20 protein-coding genes are annotated in these 24,501 nt (G+C 70.6%); 7 read left to right on the top strand and 13 right to left on the bottom strand.

Annotated features, from left to right (window positions below):
* Nucleotides 1-26 precede the first annotated feature (26 nt).
* A complete protein-coding gene (galE, locus tag NI25_RS23195; protein WP_061444287.1) occupies nt 27-989 on the bottom strand; it encodes a UDP-glucose 4-epimerase GalE in 963 nt (320 codons plus the stop codon).
* The gene (gene galT / locus NI25_RS23190) at nt 986-2,047 is read right to left on the bottom strand and encodes a galactose-1-phosphate uridylyltransferase (RefSeq protein WP_061444286.1); all 1,062 of its coding nucleotides are present in this window, start codon (nt 2,045-2,047) and stop codon (nt 986-988) included. Before galT ends, galE begins: the two co-directional genes overlap by 4 nt.
* Nucleotides 2,048-2,260: 213 nt before the next feature.
* On the opposite strand from galT, the gene NI25_RS23185 reads away from it, so the two are divergent.
* Both NI25_RS23185 and NI25_RS23180 read left to right on the top strand, forming a co-directional pair.
* On the top strand, nt 2,261-3,949 hold the full coding sequence (locus NI25_RS23185; protein ID WP_061444285.1) for a sodium:solute symporter family protein: 1,689 nt from the start codon (nt 2,261-2,263) through the stop codon (nt 3,947-3,949).
* Between the two features lie 21 nt (nt 3,950-3,970).
* Nucleotides 3,971-4,282, top strand: a complete 312-nt coding sequence (locus NI25_RS23180; RefSeq protein ID WP_061444284.1) for a hypothetical protein — start codon at nt 3,971-3,973, stop codon at nt 4,280-4,282.
* A 671-nt stretch (nt 4,283-4,953) separates the two neighbouring features.
* Here the strand turns inward: NI25_RS23180 and NI25_RS23175 are convergent.
* The 10 genes from NI25_RS23175 to rsmI all read right to left on the bottom strand — a co-directional run bounded on the left by NI25_RS23175 (nt 4,954) and on the right by rsmI (nt 17,492).
* Nucleotides 4,954-5,628 carry a helix-turn-helix transcriptional regulator gene (locus NI25_RS23175; RefSeq protein WP_061444283.1) on the bottom strand — a complete coding sequence of 225 codons (675 nt, stop codon included), beginning with the start codon at nt 5,626-5,628 and terminating at the stop codon, nt 4,954-4,956.
* 208 nt (nt 5,629-5,836) lie between these two features.
* Nucleotides 5,837-7,747: a PQQ-binding-like beta-propeller repeat protein gene (locus NI25_RS23170; RefSeq protein ID WP_199561010.1), complete on the bottom strand. Its 1,911-nt coding sequence runs from the start codon at nt 7,745-7,747 to the stop codon at nt 5,837-5,839.
* Nucleotides 7,748-7,829: 82 nt separating this feature from the next.
* On the bottom strand, nt 7,830-9,614 hold the full coding sequence (locus tag NI25_RS23165; RefSeq protein ID WP_061444282.1) for a PQQ-binding-like beta-propeller repeat protein: 1,785 nt from the start codon (nt 9,612-9,614) through the stop codon (nt 7,830-7,832).
* Between the two features lie 262 nt (nt 9,615-9,876).
* Nucleotides 9,877-11,691 carry an ABC-F family ATP-binding cassette domain-containing protein gene (locus NI25_RS23160; RefSeq protein WP_061444281.1) on the bottom strand — a complete coding sequence of 605 codons (1,815 nt, stop codon included), beginning with the start codon at nt 11,689-11,691 and terminating at the stop codon, nt 9,877-9,879.
* A 57-nt stretch (nt 11,692-11,748) separates the two neighbouring features.
* Complete coding sequence (locus tag NI25_RS23155) at nt 11,749-12,648, bottom strand: 4-(cytidine 5'-diphospho)-2-C-methyl-D-erythritol kinase (RefSeq protein WP_061444280.1); 900 nt, start codon at nt 12,646-12,648, stop codon at nt 11,749-11,751.
* 22 nt (nt 12,649-12,670) lie between these two features.
* Nucleotides 12,671-13,531 (bottom strand): 16S rRNA (adenine(1518)-N(6)/adenine(1519)-N(6))-dimethyltransferase RsmA, encoded by an 861-nt coding sequence (gene rsmA / locus NI25_RS23150; RefSeq protein ID WP_061444279.1) that lies wholly within the window; start codon nt 13,529-13,531, stop codon nt 12,671-12,673.
* A 61-nt stretch (nt 13,532-13,592) separates the two neighbouring features.
* Nucleotides 13,593-14,963 carry a resuscitation-promoting factor gene (locus NI25_RS23145; RefSeq protein WP_061447054.1) on the bottom strand — a complete coding sequence of 457 codons (1,371 nt, stop codon included), beginning with the start codon at nt 14,961-14,963 and terminating at the stop codon, nt 13,593-13,595.
* A gap of 87 nt (nt 14,964-15,050) precedes the next feature.
* The gene (locus tag NI25_RS23140) at nt 15,051-15,941 is read right to left on the bottom strand and encodes a TatD family hydrolase (protein WP_061444278.1); all 891 of its coding nucleotides are present in this window, start codon (nt 15,939-15,941) and stop codon (nt 15,051-15,053) included.
* 42 nt (nt 15,942-15,983) lie between these two features.
* Nucleotides 15,984-16,439 (bottom strand): hypothetical protein, encoded by a 456-nt coding sequence (locus tag NI25_RS23135; RefSeq protein WP_061444277.1) that lies wholly within the window; start codon nt 16,437-16,439, stop codon nt 15,984-15,986.
* Between the two features lie 168 nt (nt 16,440-16,607).
* Entirely contained in the window at nt 16,608-17,492 is an 885-nt protein-coding gene (rsmI, locus tag NI25_RS23130; protein WP_061444276.1) for a 16S rRNA (cytidine(1402)-2'-O)-methyltransferase, read from the bottom strand.
* 96 nt (nt 17,493-17,588) lie between these two features.
* Between rsmI and NI25_RS23125 the strand changes: the two genes are divergently transcribed.
* The 5 genes from NI25_RS23125 (at nt 17,589) to NI25_RS23105 (ending at nt 23,307) form a co-directional block, all read left to right on the top strand.
* Nucleotides 17,589-19,334, top strand: a complete 1,746-nt coding sequence (locus NI25_RS23125) for a dolichyl-phosphate-mannose--protein mannosyltransferase (RefSeq protein WP_061444275.1) — start codon at nt 17,589-17,591, stop codon at nt 19,332-19,334.
* A gap of 386 nt (nt 19,335-19,720) precedes the next feature.
* Nucleotides 19,721-20,302, top strand: a complete 582-nt coding sequence (locus NI25_RS23120; RefSeq protein ID WP_061444274.1) for a DUF6932 family protein — start codon at nt 19,721-19,723, stop codon at nt 20,300-20,302.
* Nucleotides 20,299-21,198, top strand: a complete 900-nt coding sequence (locus tag NI25_RS23115; protein ID WP_061444273.1) for a hypothetical protein — start codon at nt 20,299-20,301, stop codon at nt 21,196-21,198. Before NI25_RS23120 ends, NI25_RS23115 begins: the two co-directional genes overlap by 4 nt.
* Before the next feature lie 316 nt (nt 21,199-21,514).
* The gene (locus NI25_RS23110) at nt 21,515-22,750 is read left to right on the top strand and encodes a helix-turn-helix domain-containing protein (protein ID WP_061444272.1); all 1,236 of its coding nucleotides are present in this window, start codon (nt 21,515-21,517) and stop codon (nt 22,748-22,750) included.
* Nucleotides 22,732-23,307, top strand: coding sequence for a flavoprotein (locus NI25_RS23105; protein WP_107071811.1), 576 nt, complete (start codon nt 22,732-22,734; stop codon nt 23,305-23,307). The genes NI25_RS23110 and NI25_RS23105 overlap by 19 nt, the downstream gene beginning before the upstream one ends.
* Before the next feature lie 206 nt (nt 23,308-23,513).
* On the opposite strand, the gene NI25_RS23100 is transcribed toward NI25_RS23105, so the two are convergent.
* Entirely contained in the window at nt 23,514-23,909 is a 396-nt protein-coding gene (locus NI25_RS23100; RefSeq protein ID WP_061444271.1) for a GntR family transcriptional regulator, read from the bottom strand.
* Nucleotides 23,910-24,501 lie beyond the last annotated feature (592 nt).

Raw genomic sequence — 24,501 nt, 5'->3', positions numbered from 1 at the left:
TCCAACGTCCGTGAATGCCGTGCGCCCTAGCCCGCGCGCCGCTGCGCGAACTCCCAAGCGTCCGACACGATGCCCGCGAGGTCCGCGCGGGACGGGTTCCAGCCCAGTTTCTCCCGGGCGGTGTCCGCCGACGCCACCAGGACCGCCGGGTCGCCGCCCCGGCGCGGGGCCACGACCTCGGGGATGGGGTGGCCCGTCACGCGGCGCACCGTCTCGACGACCTCGCGGACGGAGAAGCCGTTGCCGTTGCCGAGGTTGCAGATGAGGTGCTCGCCCGGCGTGGCGGCCGCCACGGCCAGCAGGTGGGCCTCGGCCAGGTCGGCGACGTGGATGTAGTCGCGTACGCAGGTGCCGTCCGGCGTCGGGTAGTCGTCGCCGAAGACGGAGATCGCCTCGCGCCTGCCCTGCGCCACCTGCAGCACCAGCGGGATGAGGTGCGACTCGGGGTCGTGGCGCTCGCCGTACTCCCCGTAGGCCCCCGCGACGTTGAAGTACCGCAGCGACACCGCGCCCAGCCCGTGGGCCGCCGCCTCGCCGGTGATCATGTGGTCGACCGCGAGCTTCGAGGCACCGTACGGGTTGGTGGGCCTGGTCGGCGCGGTCTCGACGATCGGGACCTGCTCCGGTTCGCCGTAGGTGGCGGCGGTGGAGGAGAAGACGAGACGCCGGACACCCGCCGTGCGCATCGCCTCGAGCAGGGCCATGGTGCCGCCCACGTTGTTGTCCCAGTACTTCTCGGGCTTCACGACGGACTCGCCGACCTGGGAGAAGGCGGCGAAGTGCAGCACTCCGTCGAAGGACGCGTCCAGCCACTTGGCGGCGTCGCGGATGTCCCCCTCGATGAAGGCGGCGTCCGCCGGAACGCCCGCCCGGAAGCCCGTCGACAGGTTGTCGAGGACGACGACCTCGTGGCCGGCCTCCAGCAGATGCTGGGCGACCACGCTGCCGACATAGCCGGCCCCGCCCGTCACCAGGTACTTCCCGCTCATGAACTCGCTACCTCTCGCAGTCGCTCGGCCGCGCGCTCCGGGGGCACGTCGTTGATGAACACGTCCATGCCGGACTCGGAGCCCGCGAGGAACTTCAGCTTGCCCGACGTACGGCGAATGGTGAAAAGCTCCAGGTGCAGCGCGAAGTCGTCCCGCGTCACGCCGTCGAACTCCTCCAGCTGACCGAACGGCGCCTGGTGCCAGGCCGCGATGTACGGCGTCGGCGGCTCTCCCTCGCCGAAGATCCGGTCGAAGCGCCTCAACAGTTCCAGATAGACCTTGGGGAATTCTGTGCGCGCCGCCTCGTCGAGGCCGAGCAGGTCGGGCACCCGCCGCTTCGGGTAGAGGTGCACCTCGTACGGCCAGTGCGCGGCGTACGGCACGAAGGCGGCCCAGTGCTCACCCTCCAGGACGACCCGCTCACCGGCCAGTTCCTCCTCCAGCACGGCGTCGAACAGGTTCTCCCCGCCGGTCGCGTCCTTGTGGGCGGCGAGTGAACGGAGCATCAGGGCGGTGCGGGGAGTGGTGAACGGGTAGGCGTAGATCTGCCCGTGCGGGTGACCCAGCGTCACGCCGATCTCGGCGCCCCGGTTCTCGAAGCAGAACACCTGGTCGACGGAGGGCAGATGGGACAGCTCGGAGGTGCGGTCCGTCCAGGCGTCGAGCACGAGCCGGGCCTGGTCCTCGCCGAGGTCGGCGAAGGAGGCGTCGTGGTCGGAGGTGAAGCAGACGACCTCGCAGCGCCCGGAGTCACCGGCCAGCGACGGAAAACGATTCTCGAAGACCACCACGTCATAGGCCGAGTCCGGAATCTCGCTCAGCCGCTCCCCGTCCGACGGGCACAGCGGGCACTGGTCGGCCGGCGGATGGTAGGTGCGGCCCTGACGGTGCGAGGCGACGGCGACCGAGTCACCGAGCAGCGGATCACGCCGGATCTCGGAGGTGGTGACGGTCCGCTCGAGCGGCCGGCGGTCCACCGCGTCGCGCACGGTGTCGTCCCGCAGGTCGTAGTAGACCAGCTCACGGCCGTCGGCCAGCCGGGTAGAGGTCTTTTTCACTGCCGCACTCCTCTGCACCCACCCATGACGGTCACCACGGACACCGTCCATCACCGAACACAATCAAACATAACACATCACAACTCACCACCACGGCTGCCGCGACCCCCGTTCATCACGATCAAACAAAGTTCATCACCAAAAGTGTTCAATTACTGAACGCGGAGGCGTAGGTTCCGCTGCGGATCAGTTCGCGAACGAAGCGAGTGCTTAATGCAAACCCCCACAAGCCCCACATACCTAGCCGCAGAGCTTCGACTCCCCACCAACTGGCTCGACTACACGATCCTCGGGATCTACTTCGTGGTCGTCCTGGGCATCGGCTTCGCCGCCCGGCGTTCGGTCAAGACCAGCCTGGACTTCTTCCTGTCCGGCCGTTCGCTGCCCGCCTGGGTCACCGGACTGGCCTTCGTCGCCGCCAACCTGGGCGCCACCGAGATCCTCGGCATGGCCGCCAACAGCGCCCAGTACGGCGTCTACACCACCCACTGGTACTGGATCGGCGCCATTCCGGCGATGGTGTTCCTCGGCCTGGTGATGATGCCGTTCTACTACGGCTCGAAGGTCCGCTCGGTACCGGAGTTCCTGCTCCTGCGCTTCGACAAGGCCTCCCACCTGCTGAGTTCGGCCCTGTTCGCGGTGGCCGCCATCCTGATCGCCGGCGTGAACCTCTACGCCCTCGCGATCGTCGTCGAGGCCCTCCTCGGCTGGCCGGAGTGGGTGGCCATCGTGGTGGCCGGCTTCTTCGTCCTGGCGTACATCACCCTGGGCGGCCTCTCCTCGGCCATCTACAACGAGGTCCTCCAGTTCTTCGTGATCCTGGCCGGCCTCATCCCGATCACCGTCCTCGGCCTGAAGAAGGTCGGCGGCTGGGACGGCCTGTCCGACTCCCTCTCCAAGTCCCACGGCTCCGACTTCATGACGGCGTGGGGCGGCACGGGCATCGGCAGCGAGAACCCGCTGGGCGCCAACTGGCTGACCATCGTCCTCGGCCTCGGCTTCGTCCTCTCCTTCGGCTACTGGACGACCAACTTCGCCGAGGTGCAGCGCGCCCTGTCCGCGAAGAACCTCTCGGCGGCCCAGCGCACGCCGCTGATCGCGGCCTTCCCGAAGATCTTCATCGTCTTCGTGGTGATGATCCCGGGCCTGGTCGCCGCGGTCCTGGTCCCGAAGATCGGCACGCCCGGCTCGGACCTCCAGTACAACGACGCGATCCCGTACCTGATGCAGCAGTTGCTGCCCAACGGTGTCCTGGGCATCGCCGTGACCGGTCTGCTGGCCGCCTTCATGGCCGGCATGGCGGCCAACATCTCCTCCTTCAACACCGTCTTCACCACCGACATCTGGGCGAAGTACGTGGTGAAGGACCGCGAGGACGGCTACTACGTCCGCTTCGGCCGCCTGATCACGGTCATCGGCGTCCTGGCCTCGATCGGCACGGCATTCCTGGCCTCCTCGTTCTCGAACATCATGAGCTACCTCCAGACGCTCTTCTCCTTCTTCAACGTGCCGATGTTCGTGGTCTTCATCATCGGCATGTTCTGGAAGCGGGCGTCCATGAAGTCCGGCTTCTGGGGCCTGATCGCGGGCACGACGGCGGCGATGGTCAACTACTTCGTGATCTACAAGCAGGGCATCATCGACATCCCCTCCGACCAGGGCGCCAACTTCGTCTCCGCGATCGCGGGCTTCGTCGCCGGTGCGGTGGTCATGGTCGCGGTGTCCCTGTTCACCGCGCCGAAGCCGGTCACCGAGCTCCAGGGCCTGGTCTACGGCACCACCTCCCCCGGCATGTCCGAGGCACCCGCCAAGGGCGACGACGCGTGGTACCGCAAGCCGGCGCTGCTGGGCTGGGGGGCGGTCGTCCTGGCCGCCGCCTGCTACATCCCGTTCTCGTTCTGATCGCGGGAGGATTGAGAGAGCATGTCTGATTCCTACTCCGACAAGAACCTGCAGGACGAGGTCTCCGAGCTGGAGACCAAGTCCGTCACCGCCGCGCGGCTGTTCGACATCCGGCGGATCATCGGCGGGCTGTTCGTGATCTACGGCGTCATCGTGACGATCGCGGGTTTCGTGGCGTCCGACGACGAGATCGACAAGGCGCAGGGGGTGAACATCAACCTGTGGACCGGGGTGGGGATGCTGGTCCTGGGCGTCTTCTTCCTGGCCTGGCTGAAACTGCGGCCGACGGCGCCGCCGACGCCGCCGCTGGAGGGGGCCGACGGGGAGAAGTGACGACGCGCATCTGACGCCGGGCGGGTGTCCCGGCGTTCCCGGTCGCCCGGCGCGGGTGCGGGCGCGGGCGCGGGGTGGGCCACGCGGCCCGGCGCTGCGGGGTGCCCGGCGCGGGCGCGGGCGCGGGGTGGGCCACGCGGCCCGGCGCCCGCAAGGTGCCCGGCGTGGGTGCGGGGGTGGGGAGCGCGGCCCGGCGCTGCCGGGGTGCCGCTGCGCCCACCCGTGCCGCCCCAGCGGCACGACTGCCCGCAGCTACGACGACGGCGGCCGGCAGCCGCGTACGGCGAGGAGGGGGCGGGTCGGGGGGTGTCCGCCCGCAGCGGTTGGCGCGTCAACGCCGTACAGATCTGTGGCCCACCGATTCCGCGCCGTTCCGAGGACGGACACCCCCCGGCCCGACCCCGACCCACCCACCGAACCCAAGGCGCTACCCGCACCCCCACCGAACCCGCACAGGCGCCGCAGGCACCCCACACCCCCACCGAACCCGCACCGGCGCCGCAGGCATCCCGCGCCACCGCCGGAGGCACCCGCACAGGCGCCGCAGGCATCCCGCGCCACCGCCGGAGGCACCCGCACAGGCGCCGCAGGCACCCCGCGCCACCGCCGGAGGCAAACGCGCCGCAGGCACCCCGCACCCGATCAACCGCCGGAGGCACCCCGCACCCGGCTCACCTGCCGGACGCACCCGCCCGGTCCAGCAACCCCGTCCGCGCAGCCAGCGCCGCAGCCTCCAGGCGGGAGCCCACGCCCAGTTTCATCAGGACGCGCTGGACGTGCGTGCGGGCCGTGGACGGGGCGATGCCCATGCCGGCCGCGATCAGACGCGTGTCCTCGCCGTCGGCGACCCGCACCAGCACCTCCACCTCCCGCGGTGTCAGCATCTGCAACAGCCGCTGCCCCTCGTCGTCGGGCTGGGCCGCCGGGTTCAGCAGCTCGCCGAAGGCGCCCTGCAGCAACGCCGGCGCCACCGCCGCCTCCCCGGCCCGCGCCTTCATGATCGCCCGCTCGACGCCCTCTATGCGCTCGTCGTGGCGCACGTACCCCGACGCCCCCGCCGCGAACGCCGCCGCGATGCCGCGCGGGCTCGGCACCGGCCCCAGCACCAGCACCGCCACCTGCGGACGCTCCCGCTTGATCCGCACCACCGGATCGAAGACCCCCGGCTCGGCCGGTGTCGCGGTCCCCAGCAGGCACACCTCCGGCGCCCGGCTGATCACCAGCTCCGCCGCCCCCGCGGCCGGCGCCGCCGCGGCCAGCACCCGGTGCCCCCGCAGCTTCAGCGCCGAGGCCAGCGCCTCGGCGAGCAATCGGTGATCGTCGACCACCATGAGCCGTACTCCCATGGAGCAACCCCCCAGTCACCCTGTCCCACCCCGGCATGCCCCCGGCATGTCCCCGGAAGCTACACGCTAGCCCGCCCGCGCGCTGCCCCTACCGGCGAGAACCGCCCCGGAGCGCCGGAATCCCGCGGCCCCTCGACGCGAACGGCCCCGCCCCTGGAACAGGGACGGGGCCGAAAAGGTCACCCGTGTGACGACGACGGGCCGGGTGTCAGCCGCTGGTGCCGAACCCGATCGCCAGGTACTCCTTGTCGTCCGTGCTGTCCCGCTCGCTGGCGTACACCTCCGACATGTAGAAGTGCCCGTTCGCGTAGATCAGCTCGGAGTAGTCCGGCGACATGCTGGACTCCACGTCCCGCACCGCCTCCGTCGCCGGGTTCTCCAGCAGCGTCGTCTGCTTGAACGAGGCGCCGTCGATGCTCACGATCTGGCCGCCCTTGTCGTACGGCGGGCGCTTGTAGGCGATCACGTTGCCGCCGTCCATGCGCAGCGGGGTGATCGTGTAGTCGTCGCCGGAGTCCGCGCGCTGGCCGGTCTGCTTGCCGGTGGTCAGGTCGAAGGCGACGACCTCGTTGGCCTGGCTGTACGACTCGCCGCTGCCCTCGTGCTCCTCGGTGGCGATGTAGAGCTTGCCGTTGCCGACCGCGAGCCCCTTGCAGTTCTCGGGCTTGGTGATGCTGTCGCAGCGGGCCGCGTACTGGTCACCGGGCGCCGAGATGCGGTTGAGCAGCTTGCCGGTCTTGTTGTCGATGGAGAAGAAGTCCGAGATGCCGCTGCCGTCACCGGCGGAGTCGCCGACGTCGGCGGCCACGACCAGCGGGTTCGTCGACACGATGCCCGCGTACTCGATGCCCTTGGCCATCTTGTACTCGGAGAGCACCTTCCCGCTCTTGGGGTCGATGGTCTGGATGTTCAACTGCCGCGCGTCGTACGAGCCGCACTTGCGTACCGCGACCAGCTTCTCGCCGCCGCCGTAGCCGGCGTCGTAGCAGGTGTCGGTCGTCTTCGGGGACCAGAGGATGTCGCCCTTGGCGATGTCGAAGGCGACCCCGCCCTCGGTGCTGCCCGCGGCGACGGTGTCACCGCTGATGGTGACGTTGTCGAAGGAGATCGGCCCTTCGCCGGCGGTCTTCGTCCACACCTTCTTCCCGGCGTCCAGGTCGAGGACGGCGACCTGGGTGCAGCCGTGGGCGGGCTCCGCCTTGGTCGGCATCTCGGGCTCGTAGACGATCACCGTCTTGTTGTCGTCGGTGACGCGCGGGGTGACGGCGCAGACGGGGCCTTCCAGCTTGACCGTCCACTTCTTGCTGCCCTTGTCGGGGTCGTAGCCGACGACCTCGGCGACCCCGCTCTTGGCGTACACCTTGTCGGTGAGCCAGGAGCCGGAGACTTCGGCGGTGCCGTCGTCCTTGCTCACCGCGGGCATCGGGACCTGGAAGAGCACCTTCGCGGCGGGGTCGGCGGGCGCCTTCTCCACGGCACCGGAGGACTTGCCGCCGTCGCCGCCCTTCTGGTCCGTACCGCCGTCGCCGCCGCCGTCCTTGCCGCCGGAGCTCGCGGTGTCGTCCTTGCCCCCGTCGCCGGATGAACCGGCGTACCAGACCCCGCCGGCGATGATCAGCGCGATCGCGACGACGGCCGCGACGATGATCGCGACCTGCGCGTTGATCTTCCGGCCGCCACCGCCCGGCCCGCCCCCGGCCTGGGGCTGCATGGGCATGGTCGACGGCTGGTAGCCGGGCTGGTAGCCGTACCCGGGCTGCCCCGGCTGGCCGTAGGGCGGCGTCGGCTGCCCGTACGGTCCGGGCTGCCCCGGCTGCCCCGGCTGCTGGCCGGGGTAGCCGTACCCGGGCTGGGGCTGCGGCGGCGTCTGCGGGTAGCCGTAGCCCGGCTGCTGCGGCGGCGGCCCCGCGGGCGGGGCCGGCGGGGCGGCGGGGGCCTGCGGCGGGGTCTGCGGGGCGGCCCCGGGCGTCTGCGGGTAGCCGTAGCCCGGCGCGGGGGCCTTGCCCAGGCCGGGCCCGGAGGGCGGCGTGGGCGGCTGCTGCGGCGGCTGGTTCTGCGGCGGGCCGAAGCCGCCGCCCTGCGGGGGCTGGTTGGGCGGCGGGGGCGGCGGCTGGGTCATGACGTGAGCACCTCGGAGAGCGGAGACGACGGGGACGGAAGGGGACGGTGGCCCGGAGAAACCGGAGAAACCGGAGAAGAGGTCACTTGCCGTAGGCGAGCATCAACTTCTCCTTCGACTCGTCGTTTCCGTTCAGGCGGGTGGTGGAGATGAAGAACCGCCCGTCCACCCAGTCGATGTCCTTGGAGTAGAAGCCGTTCTCGATGTCCGCGACACCCTGCGGGTTCTGCAGCAGCTTGGCCGGCTTGTGGCTGCTGCCGCCGGTCGGGATGGACACGACCTGGCCGCCCGCGTCGTAGGACGGCTGGACGTACGCGATCAGCTGGTCGCCCTCGGCCTTCATCGGCGTCATCGACTCGTCCGCGGGGGACTTGGCGCGCCACTTCTCCTTGCCGGTGGCGAGGTTGATCGCGACGATCTCGTTGGCGCCGCTGGTCGCCTCGGTCGGCAGGTACAGGGTGTCCCCGGCGACGGTCACGCCCGAGCAGCCCTGGAGGTCGCGCTCCATGATGGCCCAGCCGCACTCGGGGGCGAAGTCCTCGTCGACGCCGACCTGTTCCCGGACCTTGCCCGCCGAGGTGAAGGAGGAGATGTTCCAGACCTTCTTGTCCTCGTTGGTGGCGTAGATGACGAGCGGGTCGACGGAGTAGGCGCGAGCGATCCGCCAGCCCTTCTCGTACTTGTAGGTCCACAGGGCCTTGCCGGTCTTGGGGTCGAGGCCCTGGAGCTCGTCGTGCGCGTTGTTGCCGCCGGCGCCGCAGGAGGCGACCTGGACGAGCTTCTTCGCGCTGCCCGCGAACCCGGCGGGGAAGCAGGCGTCGCCGTACTTCTTCTTGTCGTACAGCTTCTTGCCGCTGCGGACGTCGTAGGCGGTGCCGGACTGGGAGCGGCCGACCATCATGACGTCGCCGCTGAGCGTGAGTTCCAGGGAGAGCGTGGAGTCGAACAGGTCGCCCTCGGCGACCTCCTCCGACCAGCCCTTCTCGCCGGTGGCGAGGTCGATCTCCTGGAGCTTGTTGCACTTGGCGCGGTCGCTGGAACCGCTCATGTAGGCGACGACGATCTTGTCGTCGGCCGTCTTCTCCGGGGTGACCGCGCAGATCTTCTCCGGGAAGGTGACCGGGTCCCAGGTGGGCTTGCCGTCGCCGACGTTGTAGGCGAAGACCTGCTTGTACGCGGCCTTCACCGCGGCCTTGTCGGTGATCCACATGCCGTCGGCGTCGGCGCCGGAACCGGGGGCGTCGGGCGCCTCCTTGTACCAGAGCACCTTGGACTCGCCGGCCTGGCGGCCCTCGTTGAGGTTCTCGGGGTCCTCGCCGCCGTCGCCGCTGCCGTCACCGGGGTTGACCGGGGCGCCGCCCTTGGAGCCGGAGGGCTTGGGGTCGTCGGTCTTGGCGACGACGGGCTTCTTGTCCTTCTCGTCGTCACCGCCGCTCGCGGTGACCGCCCACACGCTGCCGCCGATGACGAGCAGGGCCGCGACCGCGGCGCCGACGGCGAGGGCGGGCTTGCCCTTGAACGGGTTGCGCGACCCGGAGCCGCCGGGCGGCGGGGTGCCGGGCGCGCCGGGCATGCCGGGGTACTGCTGCTGCGGGTAGCCGTAGCCGGGCTGCTGTCCGTACGGCCCCGGCTGCTGCGGCTGGGCGTACGGGCCGGAGTTGTACGGTCCGGGCTGCTGTCCGTACGGCCCCGGCTGGGCGGGCTGGCCCGGCTGCTGCGGATAGCCGTAGCCCGGCTGCTGCGGCGGCGGGCCGGGCGGCGGTCCCTGCGGGGGCGGCGGGGTCGGTGCCCCGAAGCCTCCCGGAGGCGGGTCCTGCGGTGCTCCGAAGCCACCCGGCTGCGGCGGCTGATTCGGCGGCTGGCTCATCAGCGCGTTCCCCCTTATTGCTCACTCACTGATTTTTAGCCACGCCCCGGGTCACGCGCTGGCCCCGGAGTCGTCAAAGGCGATCGTTCGAACTGCCTCGGACCGTGCTGGGACAGTCCTCGGACGGCCTTTCTATCACCCGCGGCCAACCCCCCACCGGGCCGCGTCCGCCGCTGTTCCCAAGGGCGGACCGCCCCGTGATGCCTCCGTTACGCGCCTTCACGCCGCCTTTACACCACCCGCGCCCCCGTGCGCAGTCGGCTCAGGCGTCCTCGGCCAGTTCCAGCCAGCGCATCTCCAGCTCGTCGCGCTGCCCCGCCAGTTCGCGCAGCTCGGCGTCCAGTTCGGCCACCTTCGCGAAGTCCGTTGCGTTCTCGGCGATTCGGGCGTGCAGCTTGGTCTCCTTCTCGGAGACCTTGTCCAGCTGCCGCTCGATCTTCTGGAGTTCCTTCTTGGCGGCGCGCACGTCGGCGGCGCTCTTCTCCGGCACGGCGGCGGCGGGCTTGGCCGCCACGGCCGGGGCGCTCGACGCTGCGGCCTCCTCCATGCGCCGGCGCCGCTCCAGGTACTCGTCGATGCCGCGCGGCAGCATGCGCAGCGCGCCGTCGCCGAGGAGGGCGAAGACGCGGTCGGTGGTGCGCTCGATGAAGAACCGGTCGTGGGAGATGACGATCATCGAGCCGGGCCAGCCGTCGAGGACGTCCTCGAGCTGGGTCAGGGTCTCGATGTCGAGGTCGTTGGTGGGCTCGTCGAGGAAGAGGACGTTGGGCTCGTCCATCAGCAGCCGCAGCAGCTGCAGCCGCCGCCGCTCACCGCCGGACAGGTCCCCGACCGGCGTCCACTGCTTCTCCTTGCCGAACCCGAAGGTCTCGCACAGCTGCCCGGCGGTCATCTCCCGGCCCTTGCCGAGATCGACGCGCTCGCGGACGCGCTGCACGGCCTCCAGCACCCGCCAGTCCGGGTCGAGCTCGGCGACCTCCTGGGACAGGTACGCCAGCTTGACGGTCTTGCCGACCCGCACCTGCCCGCCCGCCGGCTGCCGCTCGCCCTCGCTGCGGGCGGCCTCGGCCATGGCGCGCAGCAGGGAGGTCTTGCCGGCGCCGTTGACGCCGACCAGGCCGATGCGGTCGCCGGGGCCGAGCTGCCAGGTGACGTGCTTGAGCAGCACCTTGGGACCGGCCTGGACGGTGACGTCCTCCAGGTCGAACACGGTCTTGCCGAGCCGGGAGGAGGCGAACTTCATCAGCTCGCTGCTGTCGCGGGGCGGCGGCACGTCGGCGATCAGCTCGTTGGCGGCCTCGACGCGGAAGCGGGGCTTGGAGGTACGGGCGGGAGCGCCGCGCCGGAGCCAGGCCAGCTCCTTGCGCACCAGGTTCTGCCGCTTGGTCTCCTCGGTGGCGGCGATGCGCTCGCGCTCGGCGCGGGCGAAGACGTAGTCGGAGTAGCCGCCCTCGTACTCGTAGACGTCGCCGCGCTGCACGTCCCACATGCGGGTGCAGACCTGGTCGAGGAACCACCGGTCGTGGGTGACGCACACGAGCGCGGAGCGCCGCTCGCGCAGGTGCGCCGCGAGCCAGGCGATGCCCTCGACGTCGAGGTGGTTGGTGGGCTCGTCGAGGACGATCAGGTCCTGTTCCTCGATGAGCAGCTTGGCCAGCGCGATCCGGCGCCGCTCACCGCCGGAGAGCGGCCCGATGACGGTGTCGAGCCCTTGCGGGAATCCCGGCATGTCGAGCCCGCCGAACAGCCCGGTCAGCACGTCCCTGATCTTGGCGCTGCCCGCCCACTCGTGGTCCGCCATGTCACCGATGACCTCGTGCCGGACGGTGGCGGCGGGGTCGAGGGAGTCGTGCTGGGTGAGCACGCCGAGCCGCAGCCCGCCGGAGTGGGTGACCCGCCCGGTGTCGGGCTCCTCCAGCCTGGCCAGCATCCGGATCATGGTCGTCTTGCCGTCGCCGTTGCGCCCGACGACGCCGACGCGGTCCCCTTCGGAGACGCCGAGGGACACGCCGTCGAGGAGGGCACGGGTGCCGTACACCTTGCTGACGTTCTCGACATTGACCAGATTGACGGCCATTTCTCTCCTGCCTGGGGGATCGCTCGACCCTCCAGGGTAGTCCGGCCGCCGCGGGCCTCAGTCCAGGACGGTCGCCCCCGCCGCCGCCCCGGACGCCGTACGCACGTCCCGGCACGTCCCCGACGCCCGCAGCACGCCCGCGATGTCGGAGGCGGACTTGGCGTCGGTCGCGAGGAAGGCCGTGGTCGGCCCCGAGCCCGAGACGACGGCCGCCAGCGCCCCCGCCGCCCGGCCCGCCGCGAGGGTGTCGGACAGCTCGGGGAAGAGGGAGAGCGCGGCCGGCTGGAGGTCGTTGGAGACGGCGACGGCGAGCGCGGCCGGGTCGCCCTTGGCGAGGGCGTCGAGCACCGCCTGGTCGGCGGCCGGCTCCGGGATGTCCAGGCCCTTGCCCAGCCGGTCGAACTCGCGGAAGACGGCCGGCGTCGACAGCCCCCGCGCGGCCAGCGCGAACACCCAGTGGAAGTCGCCCCCCACCTCCAGCTCCGTCAGCCGTTCCCCCCGGCCCGTGCCCAGCGCGGCCCCGCCGACCAGGCTGAACGGCACGTCGCTGCCCAGCTCGGCGCAGATCTCCAGCAGCTCCTCGCGGGAGGCGCCGGTGCCCCACAGCGCGTCGCAGGCCAGCAGCGCACCCGCGCCGTCGGCGCTGCCGCCCGCCATGCCCCCGGCGACGGGGATGTCCTTGGCGATGTGGAGGTGCACGTCGGGTGCGCGGCCGTACCGCTCGGCGAGGGCGAGTGCCGCGCGGGCGGCGAGGTTGGTGCGGTCGAGCGGGACCTGGTCGGCGTCGGGGCCCTCGCAGGTGACGCGGAGCCCGTCGGCGGCCGGGGTCGCGGTGATCTCGTCGTACAGGGAGACGGCGAGGAAGACGTTGGCGAGGTCGTGGAAGCCGTCGGGGCGGGCGGCGCCGACGGCGAGCTGGACGTTGACCTTGGCGGGGACGCGGACCGTCACGCTCACTTGCTCGTCACTCCCTGACTTCCTACTGCTTGTGCTCGGCGATACGCGCGAACTCTTCCACGGTCAGGGCCTCTCCGCGCGCCTGCGGCGACACGCCCGCGCCGACGAGGGCGGCCTCGGCGGCGGCGGCCGACCCCGCCCACCCGGCGAGCGCGGCCCGCAGGGTCTTGCGGCGCTGGGCGAACGCGGCGTCGACGACCGCGAAGACCTCGGCCTTGGACGCCGTGGTCTTCAGCGGCTCGGTCCGCCGGACGAGTGACACGAGGCCGCTGTCGACGTTCGGCGCGGGCCAGAAGACGTTGCGGCCGATGGACCCGGCCCGCTTCACCTCGGCGTACCAGTTGGCCTTCACGGACGGGACGCCGTACACCTTCGACCCGGGCCCGGCGGCGAGCCGGTCGGCGACCTCGGCCTGCACCATGACGAGGGTCCGCTCGATGCTCGGGAAGGTGTCGAGCATGTGGAGGAGGACGGGGACGGCGACGTTGTAGGGGAGGTTCGCGACCAGCGCGGTCGGGGCCGGGCCCGGCAGCTCGGTCACGTGCATCGCGTCGGAGTGCACGAGCGCGAACCGGTCGGCGCGCTCCGGCATGCGGGCGGCGACCGTGGCGGGCAGGGCGCCGGCGAGTACGTCGTCGATCTCGACGGCGGTGACCCGGTCGGCGGCCTCCAGGAGGGCCAGGGTGAGCGAGCCGAGACCCGGTCCCACCTCGACCACCACGTCGTCGGGGCGTACCTCGGCGGTGCGGACGATACGGCGGACCGTGTTCGCGTCGATGACGAAGTTCTGACCGCGCTGCTTGGTGGGGCGTACGCCGAGGGCGGCCGCGAGTTCACGGACGTCGGCGGGGCCCAGGAGGGCGTCGGGGGTGGGGCTGCTCACCCCGCAAGGGTAGCCGGGGGCGCGTGGGCCTCCTGCCCGCGGCGGGGCGCCCCGCGAGGCCTCACTCCCGCAGCCGGGCGCCGCAGTGCGGCCAGGCGGCGGCGCCGCTGCGTACGTACAGCTTCTGCGCCCGGTACGTCTGCTCCGCGGCCGACGCGTCCTGGGGGCGGCCCTCGCCGCCGAGGTCGTGCCAGGTGCCGGTGTCGAACTGGTAGAGCCCGCCGTACGTCCCCGACGGGTCGACGGCGTCCGGGCGGCCGCCGGACTCGCAGGCGGCCAGGGCCTGCCAGTTCAGGCTGTCGGCGCCGTGCACGGAGGCCGGCCGGGGCCGGGTGCCGACCCGCACGATCCGCGGGGTGGGCTCGCGCACCACCTCGGTGCGCAGGCGGCGCGGCTTCTGGCGGACGCCGTTGACGGTGCGCAGGGCGTAGGTGGTGCGGCGCAGTCCGGGCCGGCCCGCCTGCTGGACGACCTCGGTGCCCCGGTAGAGGGTGGCGTCCTCGTCCCGTCGCTCGGCGAAGGGGATCGGGTCCTCGCGGACCTCCCGGGACCCGGTGATCCGCAGCACCGTGACAGTCTGCCCGTCGCGCGGGAAGGCGGTCGCCGGGACGGAGGTGGTGTCCTCGCCGCGCAGGGAGACGCCCGCCTCCTCGACGACCTCGCGGACGGTCGCGGCGTTGGAGCGGACGGTGCGGGTCTGGCCGTCCGCCATGACGGTCACCACCCGTTCGGTGCGCACCACCAGGGCGAGGCCCTCGCGGCCGATGCGCCGGGAGCGCTCGGTGGACAGGTAAGCGCCCTGGGTCCGTACGCCGAGCTCCCGCAGCGCCCCCTCCACCGTCTCCGCGGTCGTCCACACCTGGCGCCGGTGGCCGTCCAGGGTGAGCAGCAGGGGACGCCCGTAGCGGACGGTGACGTCCTCGCCGCTGGTCAGCGGGGTGCCGCGGGCGGGGACGACGACGTCGTGGGCGCCCACCTGGACGCCTTCCTCGGCGAGCAGTTCGGTCACGTCGTCGGCGAAGGTGTGCAGGGTGCGCGGGGCGCCGTCGACGGTCAGCTCGACGGCCTTGTCCTTGGCGACGAAGGCGGTGGTGCCGCCCGCGAGGAAGGCCACGACCAGCGCCCGCGGCAGCAGCCGGCGCAGGGAGGTGTCCGCGCGCCCCGCGCACCGGGCCCGCCGCCGGCGCTCGGCGCGCCCGTCGCCCGGCGCGCTCACCGGCCGGTCCTGCGGTGCGGTGCCCTGCCGGGGCACCGCGGGCGCGGACCGGTACGGGTCGGCGTACCCGTACGGCAGGGTCGGCGCACTGTGCACGTCGTACGGCGCGAGGTACTCGTAGGTCTCGTAACCCTCGTAGGCCGCGTAGCCCTCGTAGGCCGCGTAGCGCTCGTGCGTCTCGTACGCCTCTGCCGGCTCGAACTGCGTTCTGCTCACGCCCACACGCTCCAGGGGTCCCGATCGGGCCCCCAGAACCTAGCGGAGCGCCGGTCACTCTCCCAAGCGACGCGACTACTCAGCGTGTCAGTAGCCGAAGGCGCGGGCCGTATTGGCGGCGAGGGCGGTCGCCAGGGTGTCCTCGTCGACGCCCCGTACCTGCGCCATGGCACGCACCGTGACCGGCACCAGGTAGGGCGCGTTCGGCCGCCCCCGGTAGGGCACCGGCGTCAGGAACGGCGCGTCGGTCTCCACCAGGACCAGCTCCGCCGGGGCCACGGCGAGGGCGTCGCGCAGGTTCTGGGCGTTCTTGAAGGTGACGTTGCCGGCGAAGGACATGTAGTACCCGGCGCGGGCGCAGACCCCGGCCATCTCGGCGTCGCCGGAGTAGCAGTGGAAGACGGTGCGCTCGGGGGCGCCCTCCTCCTTGAGGACGCGCAGGACGTCGGCGTGGGCGTCGCGGTCGTGGATGACGAGGGTCTTGCCGTGCCGCTTGGCGATCTCGATGTGGGCGCGGAAGGAGCGCTCCTGAGCCTCCTTGCCCTCGAGACCGGTGCGGAAGTGGTCAAGGCCCGTCTCCCCGACGCCCTTGACCTGCGGGAGCGCCGCGAGCCGGTCGATCTCGGCCAGCGCCTCGTCGAGCGCCGCCTCCCCGCCGGGCTGCCGCGCCCCCTGCCGCGACCAGCCGTCGGGATCGCCGTGGACGATGCGCGGCGCCTCGTTGGGATGCAGGGCGACGGTGGCGTGGACGGCGTCGTGGGCCGCCGCGGTCTCGGCCGCCCAGCGGGATCCGGCCAGGTCGCAGCCGACCTGCACGACGGTCGTGACGCCGACGGACGCGGCCTTGGCGAGCGCCTCGTCCACCGTGCCGGACTGCATGTCGAGGTGGGTGTGCGAGTCGGCGACCGGCACCCGGAGGGGCTCGGGGAGCGGGGGCGCGGCGTCCTTGTCGGACCGGCCCGAGGCGTTCGAAGGCATGCCTCGATCCTACGAAAGCTCCCGCGCGCCCCGGAGGTGCGGCTAGCTCGCCCCGCGGTGGGGGCGAAGGGCATGCAGGAGGTCGGCCAGGTGCCACTGCCGGTGCCCGGCGCCGAGCCCCGGCGCCCCCGGCCCGGGCTGCTCGGGCACCTCCGGCGACCGCGGCACCACGGGTACCTCCAGCGGGCCGGCCGGCGGCACCCGGCGGGTCCCGTACGCGGTGCCGCGCACCGAGGCGACCCGCCCCGGGCGCATGATCCGCACGACGTGGTTGCCGCAGGTGGCGCAGGTCGGCCGGGTCAGCGGGGAGGGCACGACGCGGCCGTCCACGACGTAGAGCACGAACGCGCGGCCGTCGGCGTCCGTGTGGTGCTCGATCTCGAACGACTGTTCCCAGCCGTGCCCGCAGCGCATGCAGGCGAAGGAGTACGACTCGTGGACGACGGCGGTGGCACCGGCACGCACTCCGGCCCGCACGGCGCTCTCACTCATGCTCATCCCGGCTCCTTCGGCTCGTTCCGTTCCTTCCTCCAGTGGACTCCTCCACCGGCGGGAAAGCACCAGGTACTGCCGAGTATTTGGGCCGATTTGGGCTGTCCTTGGCGGGAGTCCCCGCAAGGTCAGCGGCGGGTCAAGAGGACGGCGCCCAGGGTCAAGCGAAGCCCTCTAAATCCCCGCGTTCTTCCCCGCGTTCTTCTCCGCGTTCTTCTCCGCGTTCTTCGCGGCCACGACCGCGTCGAACACCTCGCGCTTGGGCACGCCCGCCTGGGCGGCCACCGCCGCGATGGCCTCCTTGCGCCGCTCCCCCGCCTCCTCGCGCACCCGCACCCGCCGCACCAGCTCCCCGGCGCCGACCTCCTCGGGCCCCTGGTCCGGCGCCCCCTCGACGACGACGGTGATCTCGCCCCGTACTCCTTCACCGGCCCACGCGGCCAGCTCACCGAGCCCGCCCCGCCTGACCTCCTCGTAGGTCTTGGTCAGCTCCCGGCAGACGGCGGCCCGCCGGTCGGCACCGAAGACCTCGGCCATGGCGGCGAGGGTGTCGTCGAGCCGATGCGGGGCCTCGAAGTAGACGAGGGTGCGGCGCTCCTGGGCGACCTCGCGCAGCCGCGTCAGCCGCTCACCGGCCTTGCGGGGCAGGAAGCCCTCGAAGCAGAACCGGTCGACCGGCAGCCCCGACAGGGCGAGCGCGGTCAGCACGGCGGACGGCCCGGGGACGGCGGTGACGCGCACCCCGCGCTCGACGGCGGCGGCGACGAGCCGGTACCCGGGGTCGGACACCGACGGCATCCCGGCGTCGGTGACCAGCAGCACCCGCGCGCCCCCGACCAGCTCTTCCACCAGCTCGGGCGTACGGGCGGACTCGTTGCCCTCGAAGTACGACACGACACGCCCCGCGGGTGCGACGCCGAGCGCCTGGGTGAGCCTGCGCAGCCGCCGGGTGTCCTCGGCGGCGACGACGTCCGCACCGGCCAGTTCGGCGGCGAGCCGGGGCGGGGCGTCCTGGACGTCGCCGATGGGAGTGCCCGCGAGTACAAGGGTTCCAGTCACGCCCCCATCCTCCCAGCCCTCCCGTGCGGGGGACGTATCCGCACCCGGGAGGCCCATGCGCGGGACGCGCACAGCACGGTTCCCTACGATGGCGCGGTGACCAGTACCGCGTCCTCCACGGACACCCGGCAGGGCCAGGCCCCGCACGACGAGCGGCCCACCTGGCAGCAGCGGCTGCGCCGCTTCGGCTACACGGCGGGGGCCGCGGCCGACGACGTCCGCGACCGGCTGGTGCCGCCGTACACGAGCCCGAGTCCGCGCCTGTGGGCGTTCCTGGGCCTGTCGAAGCCGTTCACCGAGCGGATCGTCCGCTGGTCGGCGTGGGGCGGCCCGCTGCTGGTGGCGCTGCTCGCCGGGGTGCTGCGGTTCTGGAACCTGGGCAGCCCGAAGGCGGTGATATTCGACGAGACGTACTACGCCAAGGACGCGTGGGCGCTGATCCACCGCGGCTTCGAGGTCAACTGGGACAAGAACGCCAACGACCTGATCCTGAACTCGGGCGGCGACGTCCCGATCCCGACCGACGCGGCCTACGTCGTGCACCCGCCGGTCGGCAAGTACGTCATCGGTCTGGGCGAGCTGCTGTTCGGCTTCGACCCGTTCGGCTGGCGCTTCATGACGGCGCTGCTCGGCACCCTGTCGGTGCTGATGCTGTGCCGGATCGGCCGCCGCCTTTTCCGCTCGACGTTCCTCGGCTGCCTGGCGGGCGCCCTGATGGCGCTGGACGGCCTGCACTTCGTGATGAGCCGCACCGCGCTGCTGGACAGCGTGCTGATGTTCTTCGTGCTGGCCGCCTTCGGCTGCCTGGTCGTCGACCGCGACAAGGCCCGGGCGAGACTCGCCGCCGCGCTCCCGGTGGACGACGACGGCCGCGTCCGCCCGGACGCCCACGTCGCGGAGACCCTGCGCCTCGGCCGGCGCCCCTGGCGTCTGGCGGCGGGCCTGATGCTGGGCCTGGCGGCGGCCACCAAGTGGAACGGCCTGTACATCATGGCGGCCTTCTGCGTGATGGCCGTCCTGTGGGACGTCGGCTCCCGCCGCGTGGCGGGCGCCCACCACCCCTACCGCGCGGTGCTCCGCAGCGACCTGGGCCGGGCCTTCCTCTCGACGATCCCGGTGGCCCTGGCGACCTACCTCCTCTCCTGGCTCGGCTGGATCCTCTCCCCCTCCGACGGCACCGGCGGCTACTACCGCGACTGGGCGGCCAAGGACGGCGCGAACAGCTCCTGGTCGTGGCTCTTCCCGGACTGGTGGCGCAGCCTGTGGCACTACGAGACGCAGGTCCTCGAATTCCACACCCACCTGACCTCGCCGCACACGTACCAGTCGAACCCGTGGAGCTGGATCGTCCTGGGCCGCCCGGTCTCCTACTTCTACGAGTCCCCGTCGGCCGGCTCGGACGGCTGCCCGGTCGACGCGGGCGAGAAGTGCGCCCGCGAGGTCCTGGCGCTGGGCACGCCGCTCCTGTGGTGGGTGGGCTGCTTCGCCCTGCTGTACGTCCTGTGGCGCTGGTTCTTCCGCCGGGACTGGCGCGCGGGCGCGATCGCCTGCGGCGTGGCCGCCGGCTACCTCCCCTGGTTCATGTACCAGGAGCGCACGATCTTCCTCTTCTACGCCGTCGTCTTCGTCCCGTTCCTGTGCCTGGCGGTGGCGATGCTCCTGGGGGCGATCATCGGCCGCCCGGGCTGCACGGACACCCGCCGGGTGGCGGGCGCGACGGGAGCGGGCGTCCTGGTGCTGCTCATCGCGTGGAACTTCATCTACTTCTGGCCGCTGTACACGGGCACGGCGATCCCGATCGACGACTGGCGGTCGCGGATGTGGCTGGACACCTGGGTCTAGCTGGGCAGACGCACCGTTAGCCCGTCGCCCGGCGCCGGGCCAACCTGGTCGTTGTTGGTCGTTGAGGGTTGTCGTGGGGCACCCTCGGACGGCCCGAGGACGGCCCGGCTCTGGGCATCGGCAGATTTACCGTTCCCAGTGGGGTTGACCTGCAGGGACAGGGAGCCCTCTCCGGAGCCATGCCCGGTCGTCCACGCCTCGTCCAGAGCAGCTCCGGCCGGGCCTCGCCGGACGCATCGGCCTCGAGTAGCCCTCAGCAACGCGCTCATACAGTCGAGGGCCAGCAAAGTCACCGCTCCGACGTACTACGGCAGCGGCTCTTGCTCGATACATGCAAAAACGGGATCATGCGACGGTACGTGGACACATGCTCAGGGGAGGGGCGCGTGGTTCCTGAGTGGGGGGAAGACGGGTTTTTACCGCCCGGTAGGTACCGGCTCAGCCCGGAAGACGCCGAAGAGCTACTGGTCAAAGACCGGATCTTCAAAGAGTCAGAGACTAGAACTCGTCTCTGGACCGGGCTTGAGAGCTACCTCAGTCGCTTCTTCGAGCTCGAAGAGCGTCACCGCGATACTGTCGGCAGCGCCTCACTAGTCCATGCCATCTGGCTGGGCGGTAGCTACGTCAGTACAAAGATGAACCCGCAGAACATTGATCTCACCGTCTTGATCGACGACCGTGTGGCTTCGGCCATGAAGGGGCTTCCGGGTACCCGCTGGCTACTCACTGCGTTCAAGCGCGAGGCTCGACTGGACGAGTTCGGAGTGTCGCCACTCCCTGTGCGTTACAGGCCGATCGTCTCCGTCTTCCGCGCCGAGCGTTTGGATGCTGAGGATCAGGCGTACCTTCGGGAGAGAGGGGCGTGGGATGACTGGTGGCAGCGCTGTCGGACCCCTGGGGTAGACAAGAGTGAGCCCACCATCGAAAGTGCGGCACCACGGCGCGGCTACCTGGAGGTGACCCTATGAGCACGAGCTGGCGACAACGTGCTCTAGAGCGTAACCGCGAGGCAAACCGGCGGTTCTTCGCAGAATTGGCATCTCCACCATCCAGTGATGACGCGTACGAAGAAGAGTTGCGGCGGAATTGGCTAGAGGCAGCTCGCCACTATGATCCCCAGGCTGCCCTCTCCGAGGAGTTGACCGTCCGGCTACGAGGAGAGGCAGCGGAACGCGGGGCGTTGGATTTCCGCGTCGGCGATGCGCTGCTTAGACCTCTACGCGACGGAGTTGCTGCCGCAGCCCGGAAAGACGTCGAACTGGAACTGACTGGCCTGTCCCGCGGAAGTACGGTACTACACGTCCGCCCGAAGGTTGAGAGTAGCGAAGAGGAAGCGAACCTCGGCAGGGTGGATTCTTCGACCGCCGACCCTGCGATGCGTGACCTGCTTAAGCTCGTTGACGCTGCCGAGAATGAGCAGGACGTACGCCGATGGGAGCGCATCATCCCTGGTCTGGACGGTGTCGTGCACGCGCTCGACAGGTTCGACCTATCAATGGAAATGCGCTGGCGCAGCCTGGACGGCACAGTCAGATCCTCCAGTCTTTCGAGCCGCGGCAAGAGCTATATGCGCAGCCTCCGCGAGCTAAAAACCTATCGCTCACGCCTTGCGGTCGCCGGCACAATCACGGAACTCCGCATGTCGGGCATAGTCAAGGTGAAAACAGGCAACACTCGCCAGTCCAAAGCGTATGACGTGCACATCGATCCGGACGACCTGATGGCAATGCATCTCGAATTGGGGATGCCAGTTTCCTTCCTCATCGAAGTGGTGAAGAAGAAGGATCAACTGGGTCGAGAACGCTCGACGGAGTATCGGTTCGTCCGCGTTGCCGAGACGCAAGATGGGCTGTTCGAAACGTAAGCCCACAGTCATGCCAACGGTCCCCGCCGACGAGTTCAGGGGCCGTTGGCCTTTCTCTGGTCGCCTTACACAATGAACACGGCCTCGGCCTACCTCTCGCCTGATCGTGAAATCGCCGGTCCCCGTCGCATGGCCTAGAGCCGGCCCGGAGTCCAACGCGAAGCCCCAGATCAGAGACCCGGACATAGTGTCCGGGTCTCTTCGCGTTCGGTGGCTCACGCTCGTTCCGGCCCGCACCGCCTCGGGCCGACTACCCGCCCGATCACCGGCTCTGTACGGTGAAAAGGGCCCCTACCACCAGCAGGAGGCAGCACGCATGCGTGGTCTCGGAGATCACCTCAGCATCGGTGAGCGGATCGCGTTCTACCGCAAGCGTCGCGGCTACACCCAAGAAGTTCTGGCCGGACTGGTCGGCCGGAGCACTGACTGGCTGGCGAAGATCGAGACCGGTCGCAGGAAGCCACCCCGCATCGACATGCTTGCCGAGTTGTCGCGGATTCTGCGCGTCTCCCTGGGGGACCTGCTCGGTCAGACCGTGCTCGTTGAGGACGAGCAGCAGAAGGACGACGTGCCAGCCGTCCGGGACGCCCTCATGAGCCCCCGCCGACTGTCTCGTCTGTTGTTCGGCCCCCACGCTGAGGCGCAGCTCCCTACGCCCGCCCCCGTGGCGGTACGTGTGGAGCAGGCGTGGAACGACTATCAGGGCGGCCGACTCGGAAGCGTCATCGCCGCTCTTCCTGCCCTCCTTCAAACGGCACAGGAACTGGAAGAGCGAGCGGCTCGCCACGGCGAAGACCGTGGCGACTGCTGGGCTGTGTCGGCGAGGACGCACCACCTTGCCGCTACGACCCTCGCGAAGATCGGTGAGTCCGACATTTCATGGCTGGCCGCGGAGCGTGCGATGCGGGCGGCGGACGAGTCCGACGATCCGCTCGTGCTCGCGTCGGCAGCGCGTTCAGGCACGCACGCGCTGCTGGCCAACGGCCGGTACGACGACGCGCTCGAACTCGGAAACACGGCGGCTGCGTGGTTGTCGTCGCAGGTCACTGACCACACCCCTGCCGCGCTCAGCCTGCTCGGGATGATCCACCTGCGGGCGGCCGTGGCCGCAGCACGGCACCAAGACCGCTCCACCGCCACGGCCCTGCTACGTCGAGCCGAAGAACTCGCCGAAGATCTCGGCTCCGATGAAAACTACTGGCAGACAGGGTTCGGGCCCACGAACGTGCTGCTGCACCGCCTGTCCATCGAGCTGGACCTTGACAACGTGTCGTACGTGGTGGAGCACGGCCGGATCGACGTCGACCACATGCCGCAAGAGCGGAGCGTGTCCCATCGGATCGACTTCGCGCGCGCCCTGTCGCTCGCCGGCCGGGGAGACGATGCGTTCCAGGAACTCCGTACCGCTGAACGAACCTCGCCTCAGCTCGTACGCAACAATCCCAGGGTTCGCGAGACGCTGCGGGACCTGATCAAACAGTCACCGGTAGCGGGCGGCTCGCGCTCTTCTGAGGTGTTCGTGATGGCTCAACGGTGCAGGGCGGTGCAGTGAGTTCGAGCAAGCGCAGGGTGCTGGGAGTCGTAGGGTCGGCGGCCGGTGGCGTGGAGGGACTGCGCGCGGGCCTTGTCGAGCCGGCGATGAGCCGAGGGTGGCGGGTGGCCGTCACCCTGACCCCGAACGCCGGTCAGTGGCTGCGGATGAGCGGGGAAGTCGAACAGTTGGAGAAGCTGACCGGGCTACCGGTACGGGACCAACCGAGACTTCCGGGCGAGGCTCGACCACACCCTCCGGTTGACTGCTACGTGGTCGCTCCTGCATCGGCCAACATGGTCGCCAAACTTGCGACCGGCGTGATGGACAACCAGGCGTTGACGCAGGTCGGCGAGGCGATGGGCACCCTCGGTCTGCCCGTCGTTGTCTTCCCAAGGGTGAACGCTGCGCACGCCCGGCATCCGTCGTGGCAACACCACATTGACACTCTTCGGGCTGGAGGCGTGCACCTGGTCTACGGGCCGGACGTATGGCCGCTGTACGAGCCTCGGGAGGCGCCGGCAGGGCGCGACCTGCCATGGGCAGCGGTGCTGAACGCCGTAGAGAAAGTCACGTGATGACGCTCATTCAACCCTCCTGAGCTGCAAGGAAAATGGACCCGGACAGTCTGTCCGGGTCCACTGCCGTTTCCGGCAGCACGCTGGAGTCATGCCAGGGATCAACGAGCTGGAAGGTCTGACTCTTGCCGAACTCGCGTTGGTGCAAGCGAGTCTGAGCGAGGCCCGCGCCAAGGCCGAACGCTTGCTGAGGCGTGCGGATGAACTCACAGCGAAGGTGGAGTCTCGCCTTCCACGAGCCGCTCAAGGCGGTCAAGCCGCTCTCCGAGCACACGGAGAGTGTCGTGGATCGCGTTCAGCTCCGCCGCCAACGCGGTGAACGCTGGGCTACTGCCGGGCTCAGTGCCGAGAGGTACAGAGGGGTCGCGAACGAACGTTCCACGCCCCTGCTGGGTGAGAATCAGCCCTTCGTCGCGGAGCTGACCATACGCGCTCTGCACGGTCATGAGCTGCACGCCGAGCTTCTTGGCGAGCGTGCGAGCAGCCGGAAGGCGGTCGCCGGGACCGTACTCGCGATCGGGGCCCGTGATCTTTTCGCGGAACTCCGCCGCGATCTGCTTGGCCGTGGGCGATGTCTTGGGCGCTTCGGCGCTCTGATCCATGCCTCCGAGAGTAACCGGACCTAGGTCAATCCCTGATCCGTCAGCCGAACCGCTTGACAGACAGATTGACCTAGGTCAATCTGAACTCACGCCGGACAGGACAGCCCGACAGGAAGGCGGCTACGGCCGCACGCCTCGGGCCCTGCGACCGGTTGTTGTTTGAGAACTGCATAGGCGGGCCCCGTCTCCCCGAGTTGAAAAGACGGACCGCGCGGTATGAAGCCGCGCCCTATGTCCCTGCGAACGCGGGAGGTCGGTGTGTACCGACGACATATCCAGGCGCCGCCCGTTCGGACCGGCCAGCGGCGCCGTCAGTAGTTCGGTCCGCACTGGTTCGCGGCGCTGATGCCGCGGCCGGCTGCCTCTCCCGCCCGTCCGTCCCGCGCGTTGCGTGAGGACGTACGGGCGGGAGCGAAGGGAGCCGGAGACGGCGGCCGTCTCACCACTTCTGGCCTGCGCCGTCCCGCCCATTACCGCTCCACCGCCCCCGATGGCCACTGGCCCGGGGTGCTTCCCCGCTGCCGCGCTGCGGCTCGGGTTCCTCGCCCCGGAGCAGGCGCGGTCTCACCACACGCCTGTGCCTGCTCCGGGG

Origin of the sequence: Streptomyces sp. CCM_MD2014 (genome assembly GCF_000772045.1) — a bacterium.
GTDB lineage: Bacteria > Actinomycetota > Actinomycetes > Streptomycetales > Streptomycetaceae > Streptomyces > Streptomyces salinarius.
The sequence above is the reverse complement of the archived record's forward strand: the minus strand, read 5'-3'. Positions and strand labels throughout refer to the sequence as shown.

What these genes read in the sequence shown, in the direction of transcription:
- galE (WP_061444287.1), bottom strand. Translation starts at nt 989, where the DNA reads ATGAGCGGGAAGTACCTGGTGACGGGCGGGGCCGGCTATGTCGGCAGC.
- NI25_RS23185 (WP_061444285.1), top strand. Translation starts at nt 2,261, where the DNA reads ATGCAAACCCCCACAAGCCCCACATACCTAGCCGCAGAGCTTCGACTC.
- NI25_RS23180 (WP_061444284.1), top strand. Translation starts at nt 3,971, where the DNA reads ATGTCTGATTCCTACTCCGACAAGAACCTGCAGGACGAGGTCTCCGAG.
- NI25_RS23175 (WP_061444283.1), bottom strand. Translation starts at nt 5,628, where the DNA reads ATGGGAGTACGGCTCATGGTGGTCGACGATCACCGATTGCTCGCCGAG.
- NI25_RS23170 (WP_199561010.1), bottom strand. Translation starts at nt 7,747, where the DNA reads ATGACCCAGCCGCCGCCCCCGCCGCCCAACCAGCCCCCGCAGGGCGGC.
- NI25_RS23165 (WP_061444282.1), bottom strand. Translation starts at nt 9,614, where the DNA reads ATGAGCCAGCCGCCGAATCAGCCGCCGCAGCCGGGTGGCTTCGGAGCA.
- NI25_RS23160 (WP_061444281.1), bottom strand. Translation starts at nt 11,691, where the DNA reads ATGGCCGTCAATCTGGTCAATGTCGAGAACGTCAGCAAGGTGTACGGC.
- NI25_RS23140 (WP_061444278.1), bottom strand. Translation starts at nt 15,941, where the DNA reads ATGCCTTCGAACGCCTCGGGCCGGTCCGACAAGGACGCCGCGCCCCCG.
- NI25_RS23135 (WP_061444277.1), bottom strand. Translation starts at nt 16,439, where the DNA reads ATGAGCATGAGTGAGAGCGCCGTGCGGGCCGGAGTGCGTGCCGGTGCC.
- NI25_RS23115 (WP_061444273.1), top strand. Translation starts at nt 20,299, where the DNA reads ATGAGCACGAGCTGGCGACAACGTGCTCTAGAGCGTAACCGCGAGGCA.
- NI25_RS23110 (WP_061444272.1), top strand. Translation starts at nt 21,515, where the DNA reads ATGCGTGGTCTCGGAGATCACCTCAGCATCGGTGAGCGGATCGCGTTC.
- NI25_RS23100 (WP_061444271.1), bottom strand. Translation starts at nt 23,909, where the DNA reads ATGGATCAGAGCGCCGAAGCGCCCAAGACATCGCCCACGGCCAAGCAG.